At 63.2% G+C, this 15388-nt stretch carries 18 protein-coding genes; 9 read left to right on the forward strand and 9 right to left on the reverse strand.

The genetic code is table 11. The features are described from left to right. Window positions 1–112: 112 nt before the first annotated feature. Window positions 113–523, reverse strand: coding sequence for a lactoylglutathione lyase (gene gloA / locus NKI06_RS29545; RefSeq protein ID WP_019856614.1), 411 nt, complete (start codon window positions 521–523; stop codon window positions 113–115). Between the two features lie 157 nt (window positions 524–680). Between gloA and NKI06_RS29550 the strand changes: the two genes are divergently transcribed. Continuing rightward, the gene (locus NKI06_RS29550; RefSeq protein ID WP_352987836.1) at window positions 681–2123 is read left to right on the forward strand and encodes an FAD-binding oxidoreductase; all 1443 of its coding nucleotides are present in this window, start codon (window positions 681–683) and stop codon (window positions 2121–2123) included. 3 nt (window positions 2124–2126) lie between these two features. Beyond that, complete coding sequence (locus NKI06_RS29555; protein ID WP_352987837.1) at window positions 2127–2921, forward strand: FadR/GntR family transcriptional regulator; 795 nt, start codon at window positions 2127–2129, stop codon at window positions 2919–2921. A gap of 320 nt (window positions 2922–3241) precedes the next feature. Here NKI06_RS29555 and NKI06_RS29560 read toward each other — a convergent pair whose 3' ends face one another. From NKI06_RS29560 to NKI06_RS29575, 4 genes are all read right to left on the reverse strand, one after another. Next, entirely contained in the window at window positions 3242–4126 is an 885-nt protein-coding gene (locus NKI06_RS29560) for an AraC family transcriptional regulator (RefSeq protein ID WP_502900627.1), read from the reverse strand. A gap of 335 nt (window positions 4127–4461) precedes the next feature. Then, complete coding sequence (locus tag NKI06_RS29565) at window positions 4462–5229, reverse strand: DUF1829 domain-containing protein (protein ID WP_023698607.1); 768 nt, start codon at window positions 5227–5229, stop codon at window positions 4462–4464. Further along, a complete protein-coding gene (locus NKI06_RS29570) occupies window positions 5226–5756 on the reverse strand; it encodes a hypothetical protein (protein WP_023713329.1) in 531 nt (176 codons plus the stop codon). The genes NKI06_RS29565 and NKI06_RS29570 overlap by 4 nt, the downstream gene beginning before the upstream one ends. A gap of 154 nt (window positions 5757–5910) precedes the next feature. Then, complete coding sequence (locus NKI06_RS29575) at window positions 5911–6816, reverse strand: NAD(P)-dependent oxidoreductase (protein WP_352987842.1); 906 nt, start codon at window positions 6814–6816, stop codon at window positions 5911–5913. 125 nt (window positions 6817–6941) lie between these two features. On the opposite strand from NKI06_RS29575, the gene NKI06_RS29580 reads away from it, so the two are divergent. The 3 genes from NKI06_RS29580 (at window position 6942) to NKI06_RS29590 (ending at window position 10271) form a co-directional block, all read left to right on the forward strand. Continuing rightward, window positions 6942–7682: a FadR/GntR family transcriptional regulator gene (locus tag NKI06_RS29580; RefSeq protein ID WP_352987838.1), complete on the forward strand. Its 741-nt coding sequence runs from the start codon at window positions 6942–6944 to the stop codon at window positions 7680–7682. 244 nt (window positions 7683–7926) lie between these two features. After that, window positions 7927–8913, forward strand: a complete 987-nt coding sequence (locus NKI06_RS29585) for an aldo/keto reductase (RefSeq protein ID WP_352987839.1) — start codon at window positions 7927–7929, stop codon at window positions 8911–8913. A 209-nt stretch (window positions 8914–9122) separates the two neighbouring features. Further along, a complete protein-coding gene (locus tag NKI06_RS29590) occupies window positions 9123–10271 on the forward strand; it encodes an extracellular catalytic domain type 1 short-chain-length polyhydroxyalkanoate depolymerase (protein ID WP_352987840.1) in 1149 nt (382 codons plus the stop codon). Between the two features lie 53 nt (window positions 10272–10324). Here the strand turns inward: NKI06_RS29590 and NKI06_RS29595 are convergent, their stop codons facing one another. From NKI06_RS29595 to NKI06_RS29610, 4 genes are all read right to left on the reverse strand, one after another. Continuing rightward, window positions 10325–10945: a hypothetical protein gene (locus NKI06_RS29595; protein WP_031249027.1), complete on the reverse strand. Its 621-nt coding sequence runs from the start codon at window positions 10943–10945 to the stop codon at window positions 10325–10327. Between the two features lie 182 nt (window positions 10946–11127). Further along, window positions 11128–11733 carry a general stress protein gene (locus NKI06_RS29600; protein WP_023825510.1) on the reverse strand — a complete coding sequence of 202 codons (606 nt, stop codon included), beginning with the start codon at window positions 11731–11733 and terminating at the stop codon, window positions 11128–11130. A 31-nt stretch (window positions 11734–11764) separates the two neighbouring features. Next, on the reverse strand, window positions 11765–12517 hold the full coding sequence (locus NKI06_RS29605; protein ID WP_023704147.1) for a DUF4142 domain-containing protein: 753 nt from the start codon (window positions 12515–12517) through the stop codon (window positions 11765–11767). A gap of 255 nt (window positions 12518–12772) precedes the next feature. Beyond that, a complete protein-coding gene (locus NKI06_RS29610; protein WP_155923737.1) occupies window positions 12773–13093 on the reverse strand; it encodes a hypothetical protein in 321 nt (106 codons plus the stop codon). Here NKI06_RS29610 and NKI06_RS29615 point away from each other — a divergent pair. The 4 genes from NKI06_RS29615 to NKI06_RS29630 all read left to right on the forward strand — a co-directional run bounded on the left by NKI06_RS29615 (window position 13092) and on the right by NKI06_RS29630 (window position 14940). Continuing rightward, a complete protein-coding gene (locus NKI06_RS29615; protein ID WP_023833641.1) occupies window positions 13092–13466 on the forward strand; it encodes a hypothetical protein in 375 nt (124 codons plus the stop codon). The genes NKI06_RS29610 and NKI06_RS29615 overlap by 2 nt on opposite strands. A gap of 215 nt (window positions 13467–13681) precedes the next feature. After that, complete coding sequence (locus NKI06_RS29620) at window positions 13682–13891, forward strand: hypothetical protein (RefSeq protein WP_023671091.1); 210 nt, start codon at window positions 13682–13684, stop codon at window positions 13889–13891. Between the two features lie 59 nt (window positions 13892–13950). Continuing rightward, complete coding sequence (locus NKI06_RS29625; protein WP_023726509.1) at window positions 13951–14220, forward strand: PilZ domain-containing protein; 270 nt, start codon at window positions 13951–13953, stop codon at window positions 14218–14220. Window positions 14221–14391: 171 nt separating this feature from the next. After that, window positions 14392–14940 carry a dihydrofolate reductase family protein gene (locus NKI06_RS29630; protein WP_023744134.1) on the forward strand — a complete coding sequence of 183 codons (549 nt, stop codon included), beginning with the start codon at window positions 14392–14394 and terminating at the stop codon, window positions 14938–14940. Window positions 14941–15388: the final 448 nt, after the last annotated feature.

Raw genomic sequence — 15388 nt, forward strand, 5'->3', positions numbered from 1 at the left:
CGGCTCTTAGTGTAAACCACACTCCGCACCCCTCCCCCCCCCCCCCCCTCCCCGGCCCCCCCCCCGCCCCCCCCCCGCGCGCCGCCGCCCGGCCGGCCCCGGCCCGATCGGATTACATCGTGTCGAGGCCGATCAGCTCGATCTTGTAGCCGTCGGGGTCTTCGACGAAAGCGATGTGGGTGGTGCCGTGCTGCATCGGGCCGGGCTTGCGCGGGATCTTGGCGCCGCGCTTTTCCAGTTCGGCGCAGACGGCGTAGATGTCGTTGACGCCGAGCGCCAGATGGCCGAAGCCGGTGCCGATCTCGTAGGGCTCCTCGCGGCCCCAGTTCAGCGTCAGCTCGACGACGGCTTCCTTGTCCTCGGGGCCGTAGCCGACAAAGGCGTTGGTGAACTTGCCGCCGGGGTAGTCGTCGCGGCGCAGCAGGGTCATGCCGAGCACCTCGGTGTAGAAGGCGATCGACTTGTCGAGGTCGAGCACCCTGATCATGGTGTGCATATAGCGAAATCCCGGGGCGTCGCTCATTGGGGAAGTCCTCCGAATTCTGTGATTTGCGGGTCTGATCATCCACATCGAACGCTTGGCGGCAAGCCTCGCTTGATGTTCTCAAGCAGGGTTGTATGATAACACGACAACGCCGGTATTTGTCCAGCCGTTTTGCCGAGGGGCCCAGAGCCAATCCATGAATGCCGTGCCGCCACCCTCCGCATCGCAGATCGCAGCCCTGGCCGGCTTGCTGCCGAATGGCGGGCTGCTGACCGAGGAAGTGGATCTGGCGCGCTACAGCCGAGATTGGTCGGGCGATCATTTCGGCCGGCCGCTGGCGGTGGCGCGGCCCTCTTCGGTGGAGGAAATGTCGGCGCTGATGCGGTTCTGCCATGCCGAGCGCATTCCGGTCGTGCCGCAAGGCGGCCTGACCGGGCTCGTCGGCGCCGCAGTGGCGGCGGATGGCGGCGAGATCGTCATCTCGCTGGAGCGCATGAACAAGATTCGCTCGATCAGCCCGATCGACTTCGCCATCGTGGTCGAGGCCGGCTGCATTCTCGAGGACGCCAAGCGCGCCGCCGAAGCGAGCGACTGCCTGCTGCCGATCACGTTCGGCGCGCAGGGCAGCTGCCGCATCGGCGGCAATGTCGCCACCAATGCCGGCGGCTTCAACGTGCTGCGCTACGGCATGACGCGCGACCTGGTGCTTGGCCTCGAAGTGGTGCTGGCCGACGGCCGCATCTGGAACGGGCTGAAAGTGCTGCGCAAGGACAACCGCGGCTATGATCTGAAGCAGATCTTCATCGGCTCGGAGGGCACGCTCGGCATCGTCACCGCGGTGGCGCTGAAGCTGTTTCCCAAGCCGACGCAGATCGAAACAGCACTTGTCGGCTTGCGCTCGGTCGAGGATGCGATGGCACTCTATGCCCGCGCCCGGCGCGATTGTAGCGACCTGCTCACCGCCTTCGAACTGATCCTGCGCGTCGGCATCCAGATCACCATGCGCGAAGGCCAGGATCTTCCCGATCCGCTCAGCCAGCCCTATCCCGTCTATGTGCTGATCGAGGTGTCGTCGGGCGGGCTGATCGACCTCTCCAATATGCTGCTGGGGTTTCTCGGCAGCGTCGAGGACTTCGTCGAGGACGGCGTCATCGCTTCGACCAGGGCTCAAGGTGAGCGGTTGTGGCTCTACCGCGAGATCATGGTCGAGCGGCAGGGCAGGGGCGGGCGCTACCTGCGCACCGATGTCTCGGTGCCGATCTCCAGGCTTGCCGATTTCGTCACCGATGCGCTGGCCGCCTTGGAGAAAGCCCGGCCCGACGCGCTGGCCGTCACCTACGGCCATGTCGGCGACGGCAACATCCACCTCAACGTCGTGCCGCCGGAAGGCATGGGCACCGAGGCGATGGAACATCTGTTCGAGCAGGCGGAAGCCGAGATCTTCACCGTCGTCGATCGCTATGGCGGCTCTATCAGCGCCGAGCACGGCATCGGCCGGGTCAAGCAGAAGGCGTTCCTCGAACGCATCGATCCGGTGACGCTCGACCTCGCCGCCGGCATCAAGGACGCATTCGACCCGCGCCACATTCTCAGCAACGGCCGCATTCTGGCGTCCGCACCCGCCGTCGACTATAGGTGAGCGATGACGCTGAAACTCGACAAGGTCAATCGCGGCCCACACCTCTCCACTCTGGTGGCCAGTTCCATCTCGCGCGAGATCGCGCATGGCCGGCTGAAGCCGGGTGACCAACTGCCGACCGAGGCGGCGCTGGCAACCACTTTCGGGGTCAGCCGCAACGTGGTGCGCGAGGCGATCGCGCGGCTGCGCTCGGAAGGCCGAATCTGGTCGCAGCAGGGGCGCGGCGCCTTCGTGGTCGAGAGCAACAACCCGACGGTGCTGACCATCGACCATGAGACGCTGCAGCGCGCCGACTCGTTTCGCAATCTGTTCGAACTGCGTGGCATCCTCGAAGTGCAGGCGGCGGCCCTTGCCGCAAAACGGCGCAGCGACGCCGATCTCAAAGCCATGGGCGATGCGCTGTCCGGCATGCGCGCCGCCCCCTATGGCAGCGTCGCCTGGCTGCGCAGCGACCTCGAATTCCACCGCACCGTCGCCGAGGCGACGCGCAATTCCTACATGGGCCAATTCCTGGTCTTCGTGTCCGAGCGGGTGCGCGAAAGCATTCTCGCCGCCGGCAACCAGCAAAAGTCGGACGACATGGCCCGCATCACGCTCGGCGAACATGAGCGCATCCTGAGAGCGATCCGTGCCGGCGACGCCGAAGGGGCGCAAGCCGCGATGCGCGACCATCTGGCGGGCGCGGCGCTGCGGGTGGGGTTGCATGAGGGGGAAGCTGCGGAGATAGCGCCGGGGCCCGAGGCAGCGTCTCCGGTACGGCATTCGCGGTTGCGGAAGGCTGTGCGCGGGCAGGCTTAGGGATAGCCTTGCCTTGTCCGCGCGCTGGGCCAATCGCCTATGGCGGCGCTGACCCCCACTCCGTCTCGGCTTCGCCGAGCCACCTTGCCGGGGCGAGCCACGGGTCTCTCCCGTCCTTCGGACCCCCCATTTCATGGGGGATGAGGAAATGCCAATCTCCGAGATCGCAGCCCTTCAAAAGCTTGGGTTTCCTCTCCCCCACGAATGTGGGGTAGAGGTGGCTCGGCGAAGCCGAGACGGAGTGGGGGAGCGCCATATCAGATGTCACTCGGTCGTCGGCTCACCAGCTCAGGGCCGGAGATAGGCCGCCACCCACCGCGCTATTTCAGCGGCAAAAACAGCTCAAGCACCACCTCGCGCACCGGTCCGTTCGACGAAAAGTGTCGCTGGCAATAGATCGGAAAGTCGCGCGCCTCCTCGCCGCTGGCCGGAAGCCATTCGCGGTACAGGTAGAGCGCTGCCGGCTCGAGATTGTTGGTGTTGCCGGGATAGCGCAGCACCGCGCAGCGTCCGCCGGGGATGACGCCGGCCTTCATCTGCACGTCCTCGATCGGCCCGCCTTCTACCGGCAGGTCGGTTCCGGCACAAATATCCATGCTGTAATCGGCCGGGTTCGCCGGCTCCCTTTCGGAACGGAAGATGTTGAAGGTCGGGCTTGTCTCGGGCGAGAGGCCGGCCGCCTTGCGCCAGGCGATGAAGCGCTGGATGGTGTCAGGAAGCGTCGCCCTATCGCCGCGATGCTCCATGATCGCCACCGGCGTCGGGGGCACATCGCGGATCATCACGTCGGCGGGTTCGAAGATTATCTGCATGAGCGTGGTCCTTGCTTTGTCGAGCGGCCCGAAGGCCATGAGCCACGCCCCCCAGTCGGGGGACTTCCGGAACGACGAAGGCGATTGTCCGAACCGTTGCCGAAAGGCGCGGGCGAAGGCATCCGGTGCGTCGTAACCGGCATCCATCGCTATGTCGGTGACGCTTTGGGCGTCGCTCTCGGCAAGCCGGTACGAAGCGCGCTTCAGGCGGGCGAGCTGGACATAGCGATGCACGGACAAGCCGAAGGTTGACGTGAACTGCCGGTGGAAATGGTATTTCGAGAACGCCGCGACGCCGCTCAACGCTTCCAGGCCCAGATCGCCGTCCAGATGCTGGTCTATGTGGTCCAGCACCCGCTGCATCCGGGCTTGGTAGTTTTCAAGTGGCGTCATCAAACGTCTCGTCCTGCGTGGCGACACCAGATAGGCGGTTCCGGACATGTCGCGCTCGACCGATCTTGCGGTTTGACATGGATGGGCTGGTGGGCGCCAGCGGGTGCTAGAGGCGCACCTGATCTGCCTGAGATTGAAGCGGCCGCGGAGTCAGTGTCACGGGCGCAGGAGGTTGCGTCCGGTGCGGCATTCACGGCTGCAGAAGGCCGTGCGCAATCGGGCTAGGGTGTAAAGGTACGCCGAAGACACCCAAAGCGATGCGCGCTAAGGCAAAAGACGCCCGCGTTCTCCGCTACGACTGACGTGGAGTGCGCCAAGCATGAGGCCGAAGAATTTCATAACACTTTGCGATGTCGCTCATAGCTCAACGCTCTCTGTGTACCCTGCGCGAAAGACGCCAAGGGTACGAGATCAGCAACTTGTTCCATCAGCGCTGCATCATCGTGCTCAAGGGCACGGTCAAACACCGCGAAGCGTTCAATTGGCTCGTTGAGCGCAGCCTTCACGTCGGAAAACGCGACGTACTTTGCAGCAATCGAGTTATGATGCGGCGCGACAGCATCAATAAGCAAGATCGGCGCGGCGTCACGCCTTACAACCGCAAAATCAAAAACATGCTGCTTGCCGCTCTTGCCGCGCAAACTGAATCTCTCCTCCGTAGGCATATCCTTCGGGACTGTCTTCTCAAGAATACGGCCTATCCGCTCCTTGAGAGATGTTTCTGCGGCAGCCACAAACTTTGCTACAGCGGCATTCGCGGTCGCAGCGGAAGCGTTTGCTACAGCTAGGATAGCCGCCGTAAGCCATTCTTTGTCTGAAACACGAGCCACAAGGACATTGCCTCGCTCAGTCAGATTGAAGCGCGCCGCCTGCTCTTCCATGACGTTGGCAATCAGTCGAGGATCACGCCCGTGTGCCCACGCTGAGCGATATGCGTTGCCGGAATCGTGGACTTCGAAACCATCACGCTTCTTGCTGACAAAAACATCCACCGGCTCGAAAGAAGGATATAGGCAATGAGTGGGCACACGAATACCCTCCTCGGTCGCCTTGAGGATCTCGTAATCAGCTAGCAGACCGGCGATTTCGTCGCTCAGAGTCATGGCTTTTGTTCCAGGCGCATTGTCCGTTGTGCAGGCACATCGAATGATCTCTGATCATGGGACAATGTGAGGTTAACGCGGCCGCAAAAATCGGCAAGTACCTGCGGCAGCTTTCGTACTTGCACATTTATGGGGCGCCTATATGGCAAACCACCCCAGCCACTGTTCCTGACAGCGTCGACATTGTCGTACCACGCATGCTCATGAACACCGCACACCCTTGGTGGCAAGTTGAACTTCCCGGCGTCATGGGGATTTGGCTTACACTCATCTGGCTGCGCGACATCGACACGCCAGATGGGCTGCCCCCTAAAGATTAAACTCATCGACGGATATTCGGGAAAGCGAAAGCGGAAACGAAGATGCGCCCTGACGATCCCGATATCGTCCTCAATAGGCCATTTCGCTTCTTTGTCCCCTATCCTTGTGGAGTCGGTCCACTCCGGCGGGCCGCCCTGAAGCGATTTCGCACCAGCGAGAAAGTCATTGACCTGGTTCAGCTCGGTAGCTGACGGTTTGATGAACATGACGCACCGTAACGGTGGAATCTCTTTTGGAAACAGTCTCTTTCCAACTGTTCACAGAATTTTGGCGCGTCGAGTAATACTGCGAAGGATGCAGATGGGCAGTTGGCTTGCGCGTTCGAATACTAAATCGCCGCGCCGTATCGCTCCAGCGCTGTCACGTCTCCGCCGCCCCCACCAGCGAAACCCCGTTCAACCCCGCAACAATATCCGATAGCGCCGGCACGAACTTCTCGCCATGACCCGTCGTGACGGCCATCGCAAACCCATTGCGCACCGCCGCGCCGATCGGGTTGGCGATGCCGGCGGACTGGGCGAAGGAGGCGAGATAGGTCATGTCCTTGAGCGCGTTGGCGATGGCGAAGCGTTGGGCGTTTTCGTTGCGGTTGAGGACGAAGTCGAAGAAGGCCTGGTAGAAGCCGCAATCCATGCGGCTGCCGGAGATGACGCTGTTGAAGACCTGCGGCGTCAGCCCGGCCTTGGCGCCGAGGCTCAGCGCTTCCGAGTAGATCGCGGAATAGCCCATCGAGACGAAATTGTTGAGCAACTTCATGGTGTGGCCGCTGCCGGTCGGGCCGGTGTGGACGACACGCGCGGCGAAGGCCTCGAGCACCGGCCGCGCTCGGGCGACGATTTCGGCCGGGCCGCCGACCATGACGTCGAGCTTGCCCTCGGTGGCTTCCTTGGGCGTGCGCGCCAGCGGCGCGTCGATCAGCGTCATCCCCTGCTCCGCGAGGTCGGCGGCAAGCGCTGTCGTCGATGACGGGTTGGAGGTCGAGCAGTCGATGATCAGCAACGGCGTCTTGGCCGCAGCAAGCCCGTCCGCGCCCTTGACCAGCGCTTCGACCTCGCGCGAACCGGTGACGCACAGGATGACGATGTCGCTCGCTGCGGCGAGTTCGCGCGGGCTTGCCGCCTCGCTGGCGCCGGCGGCGATCAGCCGGTCGGCGGCGGTGCGGCTGCGGTGGACGTGGACCGTCAGCGGCCAGGCCTTGCGCAACAGATTGTCGGCCATGCCGGCGCCCATGCTGCCCAGGCCGATGAAGCCGATGCGTTCTTTCATGCAATCCTCGGGTTCTTTCATGTAATTCTCCTTGGACCCACACCGGCGGGCTCACCTTTCGTCACCTTGCGGCGGGCACCTGTCGATGCAATCCTTTGAACAAGAATCGAACCGGAGTCGCGCCGATGGCGGAGCCCATGACTTTCGACGCCATACCGCAGGCGCCCAACCTGCGGACGGGTCTGGTCAACACGCTGATCGCGCAGATCGAATCCGGCGACCTCGCGCCGGGCCAGCGGCTGCCGACCGAGCAGGAAATCGTCGCCGCCACGGGCGTCAGCCGCACCGTGGTGCGCGAGGCGCTGGCGGCGCTGCGTGCGCGCGGGCTGATTACCACGCGCCAGGGGCTCGGCGCCTTCGTCGCCAAGGATCCGCCGCCGAAGATTTTTTCCGTGCTGCCCGACGATCTCGAATCGATCGACGAGGTGCTGCGCGTGCTGGAACTGCGCATGGGCATCGAGGTGGAAGCGACCGGTCTCGCCGCCGAACGGCGCAGCGAGGCAGCGCTCCAGCAGATGAGCGCGCGGCTCGACGCGCTGGAGGCTGCGGTGCGCGCCGGCGGCTCCGGCTCGGAAGAGGATTTCGGCTTCCACCGCGCCATTCTCGCGGCGACGCAGAACCCGAATTTCACCCGGCTGTTCGACACGTTCGGCAGCGCCATGGTCCCGCGCCATTGGACGCGGCTCGACCGCATGACGGAGGCCGAGCGGGAAAAATATCTCGACCGCATGCAGCGCGAGCATCGCGCCATTCTCGGGGCCATCGAAGCCGGGGACGTCAACGCCGCGCGCCGCGCCATGCGCAGCCATCTGACCAAAAGCTATGCCCGCTTCGAGGATCTGCGCGACAAGGCTGTTCACGATTAGGGAGCCAACCACGGTTGACGGACTGCTCATCCGGCGACCCCGTCGAGATAGAGTTCGCGCATCAGCGACATGTTCCTCCCGACTCGAAATCGTTGCCTTCTTACCAGGTTGTCATACAACCCTGTAATCTGGTAAATCCAACGAAGAGGGATGTCAATCGCGTTGCCATGCGATATGAGGCTCCCCGAAGAATCGCAATCATGGAGCCGGCATTGCCGGCGAAGCCGCAGTCAGGAACAGCGAGATGCATTCACGGAAATTTGGCCGTACCGGCAGATCAGTCAGCGAGATCGGCTTCGGCGCCTGGGCGATCGGCGCCGCCTGGGGCGAGGTCAATGACAACGATGCGGTCGCCGCCCTGCATGCCGCGCTCGATGCGGGCGTCAGCTTCCTCGACACGGCCGACGTCTATGGCGACGGCCGTTCGGAAAAACTGATCGCACGGGTGATGAAGGAACGTGGCGGCGCGCGCCCGTTCATCGCCACAAAGGCCGGACGGCGGCTGCCGAAGCAGACCGTCGAAGGCTACAGCGTCGAGAACCTCAACGGCTGGATCGACCGCAGCCTGAAATACCTCGAGACCGACACGCTCGACCTGGTGCAGCTGCATTGCCCGCCGACCGATCTCTATTACCACCCGGAAGTGTTCGAGCGTCTCGACAAGCTCACCGAGCAGGGCAAGATCCGCAATTACGGCGTCAGCGTCGAGCGTGTCGAAGAGGCGCTGAAGGCGATGCAATATCCCGGCGTCGTCAGCGTGCAGATCATCTTCAACGCCTTCCGCCAGCGCCCGGCCGAGCTGTTCTTCGACCAGGCGAAGAAGAACGATGTCGCCATCATCGCCCGCGTACCGCTGGCCAGCGGCCTGCTGTCGGGCAAGTTCAGGGCCGACACAAAGTTCGAGGCCACCGACCATCGCCTGTTCAACAGGACTGGCGAAGCCTTCGATGTCGGCGAGACATTTTCGGGCGTGCCCTATGAGGTCGGCCTGGCGGCGGTCGAGAAGGTGCGGCCGCTGGTGTCAGGCGACACCACCATGGCGAAATTCGCGCTGCGCTGGATCCTGATGTTCGACGCGGTGACGGTTGTCATCCCCGGCGCCCGCAATCCGGCGCAGGCGGTTTCCAATGCGGAAGCGGCGGAGCTTGCGCCGTTGTCCTCCGAGTTGATGGCCAAGGTGAAGGCGGTCTACGACGAGAACATCAAGCCCTACGTGCATCAGCGCTGGTAACCCGGCGCCTGCCGGCCTCGACCGGCTGACCGACCAGAGGTCAGCCGGGCGCAAATTGCGCTCGTCGTTACAAGCCGTGCAGCGGATTCTGTGATCCATCGGGTCATTTAATAGGCCGCGCCGCTTGTTATTGTGCAGTGCAGCAACGATATTGCTGCGTGTGCGTTGTGTGCACGAGTCTGCCCATTCCGGCGCGCAAGGATACCAATTTGCGAGACATATCCGATACGATCGCCCGGCTGAGCGCGATGCGCCGCCGGCCAGCCGGTGCAGGACAGAGCAAGGAAGATCACCTGTCCGAGATGACAGGGTTCGGGTCCAATCCGGGCGCCTTGCGTGCGCGGCTTTATCTTCCTGAAAACCTGCCGAAGCAGGCGGCGCTGGTCGTGGTGCTGCATGGCTGTACCCAGACTGCCGCCGGCTACGACCATGGTTCCGGCTGGACCGAACTTGCTGCCGATCAGGGTTTTGCCGTGCTTTTCCCCGAGCAGCAGCGCGCCAACAACGCCAATCTTTGCTTCAACTGGTTCGTGCCGGGCGATATAAGCCGCGACAGCGGCGAGGCGCTGTCCATCCGCCAGATGATCGAGGCGGCGGTGGTCACTCACGGTCTCGACCGCAAGCGGATATTCGTCACCGGCCTTTCCGCCGGCGGCGCCATGGCAGCGGTGATGTTGGCGACCTACCCGGACGTGTTTGCCGGTGGCGCGATCATTGCCGGGGTTGCCTATGGCAGCGCCTCGACCATCCCCGAAGCCTTCGACCGCATGCGTGGCCATGGCGGCCCGTCCAGAAGCGACCTGCAGCGTCTTTTGCGGGAGGCCTCGCCGCACAAGGGGCCCTGGCCGAGGATTTCGGTCTGGCAGGGCTCGGCCGATACGACCGTGGTGCCTTCCAATGCCGACGCGGTGCTGGCGCAATGGCAGGGCGTGCACGGCCTCGCTCAAGCGCCGACACGCACGGAAAAGGTCGACGGTCAGAGCCGAAAAGTCTGGTCCGACGGCAAAGGCCGCGACGTGGTCGAGGCATACAGCATTGCCGGCATGGGCCATGGCACACCATTGCAGGCGAGCGGCGACAATGCTCTCGGCAAAGCAGGGCCGTTCATGCTGGATGCCGGGATTTCCTCGACGCGCCACATCGCCCGTTTCTGGGGGCTGACGAAGCCAGAGGTACGACGCACGGCGAAAGCCGAGGCCGCTTCAGGCACTGCATTGCAGCCTTTCTCGCCGAAGGAAAAACCGCGAGCTGTCCGTGTCGATCCGGCCCCGGAGCCTGTCAATCCGCCAAGCGGTCCGGCGGGCGGGATTACCAAGGTCATCGAGGACGCGCTGCGGGCAGCGGGATTGATGCGCTGAGGCTGAGGCTCGCCCCGCACACGCCCAAAATACAAGGGCAAGCGCCAGCATCATTATCGCAGCAGGCCTTCGTCCTCGAACGCATCCCAGCCCTTCAATCCGGGCGCCGGGCCGTCCGTGTTCCGGGCCTTCCTCGCAGTGCGAGCCTGGCCGGTGCCCTTTCCCGCGCGCGTCAGCGCGGCCTTGCCCGCGCCGCGCCGCCTGTTCTCGGCGACTTCCTGGACATCCTGCTCTCTCCACACGGTTGCCAGATCGCGGTCCAGGACGTCTTCGATGTGGCGCGGGTCGAAAACGTGGAAGGTGACAGACTTTGATCGCCCACGCATCTTGACGGTACGTGTGCCGGTGCTTTGCAGCCGACCGTCCTTGAGCCATTTGTGGCGCTCGCGCGAAGAGATCGTAAGGATATCCTCGACCTCGCGAGGAAGCACAGGCAGCGCTTCCACTCCCTCCAGTGTTTTGGAGATACTGGCAGAGGCGGCCTTGAACGCTTCCGCTTCGGATCTCGACATTCGCAATGCGATGCGGCCCGTCTCGGCCTTGACGTGCTTCCTGACTGCCCATGGCAGCCGGGCTCTGACTTCACGTTCGATCCCCTTGGAGCGCACGGCGGACCCGAGTGTCGCTGACGGCGACAACGGCCATTCGGCAATCAGTTGCGGGGACGGGCTCATGCTTTCCTGGGGCTGGGTTCGTTGGTTCGACGTTAACACGGCGAGAGCCGGTCAAGCCAAGGCAACAGCGAAAAGGGGCAGGTCCGATGAGAACCCGCCCCTTATGGCCGAATCTGAACGTCGCTTGCAGTGCGCCGACAGCACCTTCGGCCCCGCCGCCGTACGGCGACGGGGCTCGATGATCAGAGTGGGCTGGCGTTGCGCGTTCTGTCGCGCTCGGCCTCGATGTCGGTGTAGGGGTCGGCATCGGCATCGAAGCCGGTCCAGCCACCGGCTTCGTAGGCGCGTCGGCGGTCTTGCAGATCGACCGAGTTGGACTCGCCAAGAATACGCTCGGCCTCATCGGCGAGTTCGTCGCTGACCCTGGCGGTCACCATCGTGCCACCGCGGCGAACGCCCTCCGCATAGACATGCGCATCCCTTTCGGGGACGCCTGACTCGGTCAGCGCCCCGACGATGCCACCGGCAGCGCCACCGACGACCGCGCCGCCAACGGCGCCGACCGCGGTGGCGGCCAGCCATCCTGCGGCCACGACCGGACCGACGCCAGGAATGGCCATGATGCCGAGCCCTGTCAGAAGCCCGCCGGCGCCGCCAATGACGGCTCCAAGACCGGCGCCGCCGGCTGCATCCTCGGCGGCGTTGGAAGTGTCGCCGTCGTCGTACCAGTCATCCGAATTGTTGGCGACGATGCTGATGTCGGCCTGCGGCACTCCGATTGCCTCCAGTTCGCCGACGGCATCGGAGGCATCATCGTAGTTGTCGAAAAGTCCGGTTACGGTTTTCATGGTCTTGATCTCCTCGATCTGGTTCAGAGGTTCAGTTGGCGCCGGCAACGACGTTGCCCTGATAATCGAGCGCCACGGTCGTGGTCTTGCCATCCTTGGTGGCCTGACCGCGCCAGATGCCCTGGTCGTCTTTGGTCAGCTTGGACACGCCGGAGAAGCCGGCATCCTGAATGCGGCTCTTCGCCTGATCCTCGGTGAAGCTGTTGGCACCCGGGATCGGGGCGGCCGGATTGGTGGTGTCGGTCGTGCTCACGGCCGGGGTGGTGGAGCTGGTGGTCGACGATGCATTGTCGGCGGAAGCGATCTTCTCGACCATTTCCTGATGCATTTTGAGCGTCGGCAAGGTCTCGGAGGCGAAGGTCTTCAACTGCGCGTTGTCGCCGTCCTTGGCGTAGCTCTCGAACAGCGTGACCGCCTCCGAATGCGCATCGCGCTGCATCTGGACATAGGGCTTGTCGACGGCATCGTTGGCATTCTGCAGAGCCTCCAGATCGGCCTTGTGCTTGGCGTCCAGCTCCGTCGGCACTTTCAGCTTCTGTTCGCCGGCGATGGTCGCAAGCTTGGCGTTGGCGGCGCCGTGATCGTCGATCATCTTCTTGGCGAAATCCTTGACGCCTTGATCCTGGGCCTTGCCTTCTGCGATCTTGCTGGAGTCCACTTCGAACAGGCCGCCGATGGCAGCCTTGTCGACAAAGTCCTGAGCACTGTCGGCGGCGAAGGCGGGCAGGGCGAAGACCATGGCTGTGGCGGTGGCCAGCGAAGCTAGAAGAACACGTGTTTTCATGGACAGAGATCCTCGTTGGGGCACACATCGTGCTGTGAGCCTAACCAGTGCGGCCAAGCTTTGTTCCGCCGCCCAAGCGTTATAACCGGGAGGGTCGATGCCGCGATGATGGCCCCTCGTCAGCGGCTTTTTGCGCCTTTGCCATGCCGACGCTGAGGACGGCGACCCGCTCGATGGGCGCCTTGCAAGTCGATCAAAAAGGGAAACGAGGCCCTTCGCCGCCGGCAAGTGAACACCGCGGTGACCTATCGAAGTTCAGCGATCGTTGCGTTCGAGGCGGCGCGCAACCTCTGTTTGTGCGACCTGCAGCAGCGTGTCTATTTCGAACATCGCCGCCGCATGGCCGCCGTCGCGAATGACACGGCGGGCGCGGTGGAGCAGGTCGGAGACCGTCCGCAGTGTTTCAGCATGGCTCGATCGATTCGACAAATGCGTGCCCTCCATCAGCCACAACCGTTGGATCGGGAGAGTGTTCCCAAAGTTGGCGGCCGGCCGGGTGAATGACTGTGAGCGCAGGCAGCGGAACCATCCTTGTCCGTTGGCCGTTCCCCCTGCCTCAACGAAAGGAACAGCCATGGCCGACAACGACACCCCGAAGGACACCGCGAAGGACACCCCCAAGGACACCCCGAAGATGTCCGCCCGAGAGGCCCAGGAGGCCCTGGAGAAGCAGGTCGCATCGCTGAAGCGCGAGATCAGCAAGATCAACCGGACGCTTGCCGACCGCGCAGAAGATGCCGTCGGCGAAGCCGGCGGCTGGTACGGCAGCGCGACCGAGCGCGCGGCACGGGCAACGCAGCAGCTGAGATCGCAGGCGCAGACGGTGTCCGAAGCCGTCCAGCAAAATCCCGGCACCATCAGCAGCGCTTTCGTGCTTGGCGGCATTGCCGGGTTGTTGATCGGCATGCTGCTCGGGCAAAGCCAGGAACGCGACCGAAGCTGGTTCTAGTGGCGTATCTTATGACTATTGCGCCCGCCGGCTTTGCTGGCGGGCTTTGTATGGACGCCAGATCACTGTGGCTTTGAGTGAAAAACTCCCCGCTCGGGTAAACGGGATTTGTGGTCGGCGCCGCCCGCGCGGCGCCCCCCGCGCGGCGCCCTCGACAGGTGAGTTGAGTTTCCCTGCCGCGGTCGTATGTTGTTGACCGCAGTGGAGGATCACAAATGCCCATTCGACGCAAAGCCACCGAGGCCGGCGTTTTGCAGCCATCCGAACTCGAGCTGTTGGGCCGTGTATTCGAGCAGCTTAAGCGCGACGGTCAGTCGCCCGAAGCACGCGACGCCATCGCATCCCGGATTATCGCGAACTATATGGCCGGCGTGGTCGACGAAGCCGAGCTCGTCAGTCTTTCGAGGCAACCGCTGGGCCGGTAGTGCGCTTTCCATTCCGGGTTCAGAAGAGTTTCAGGTCGTCAAATCAGAGGGATAAGGCAATGCCGGCTGACCCACCGATAGAGCGACGGTCGCATATCCGTGATCTTGTTCTGAAGGAAGCGACAATCCGCGTTGGCGACGCCAGTATCAATTGTCTGGTTTGCAACCAGCACGCTCACGGTGCGGAGCTGCGGGTGAAGGCCGATATCGCAATCCCCGACCGTTTCGTCCTTCACGTGCCTGTCGATCATACCAGCTATCGCGCCGTGGTGCGGTGGAGACGGAACGAGCGACTTGGGGTGCAGCTTGATTCGGGAAGGCAGGCGTAGAGGGCGATAGCCGGGAACGGATGCAGGGTTGATGGGACAAGGCAGGGCTCGTTTGCGGCACGAACGCTTCTTTCTATGCTACTTGCGATTTGCAATCAGTTGCTATAGCGTCTGACTGCTTGCAAATTACAAGCGGTTAATCCGTGAACCGACCATGTGAAGGCGCTGCTTTTGGGCAAACTTATCTTGGGAATGAACGTTTCCATCGATGGCTATGTCGATGACCTTGCCGGAAATCTGGTCATGGGCGCACCAAGCCAGAAGCACTTCGAGTACTGGATCGAGACGATTCGCAACCATGCCGGCGCTGTGTATGGCCGCCGGATGTACGAGGTCATGCGCTATTGGGACGATGATCACGCGGAATGGGATGCTTCGCTTCGCCAGTTCGCGACACTCTGGCGCAAGCTGCCCAAATGGGTCGTTTCGCGCACACTTTCACGGGTCGGCCCGAACGCCACCCTCATCTCCGGCGATATTGAAGCGCAGATTCGCGAGATCGCGGCCCGCACGGAGGGTATCCTGAGCGTTTCCGGTCCGGAACTGGCCGGTCTTATGACCGGGCTGGGCCTGATCGAGGAATATCACCTGCACGTGAGGCCGTTCGTGCTCGGCAAGGGCAAGCCTTTCTTCCACGAGGCAAGGCCTCCGCTGCAACTGGTGTCGAGCACATTGATCGATGACGATACGGTTCATATGATCTATGTGCCGCGAGGCTGAACGATAAGGCGCTTCAGCGCCAACATGCGAACCAACACGTACGTTCGCAGTGGGTCTGGTCCCTGCCTTCGCACCGAGGTCTCACATGTCAGCTTGCGTGCTGGGTACCCAAGCAGCAGAGGGTCTGCTGTCGGCCGAAAATCTGCCGGTCAGCAATGCGCCCCATGCCGGTCAAAGAGGCCTTGCCGCCGTTCCTCGCCCGAAGCGCCGCTTCGGTTAGTCCTTCAGTGACCTGGCGGCCCAAGGGCGTCGTCCTCCACCGCCCGACCTCGTCCGCAACTCATCGTTGCCGCCAGCGGCTCTGCTCCTGGCCTCCCCGCGATGACCGAGCGGGTAGTGAAACATCATGGTCAAAGCCTGAAAAGCAAGGTCCAACCTAGCCGCCTTTCCAGGCCTGCGTCATCATCGTCCAGCAGTTCAGGATCCTGCGTGCGCCAGCCGGGTCCGT

This window comes from Mesorhizobium sp. M0772, assembly GCF_040320135.1.
GTDB lineage: Bacteria > Pseudomonadota > Alphaproteobacteria > Rhizobiales > Rhizobiaceae > Mesorhizobium.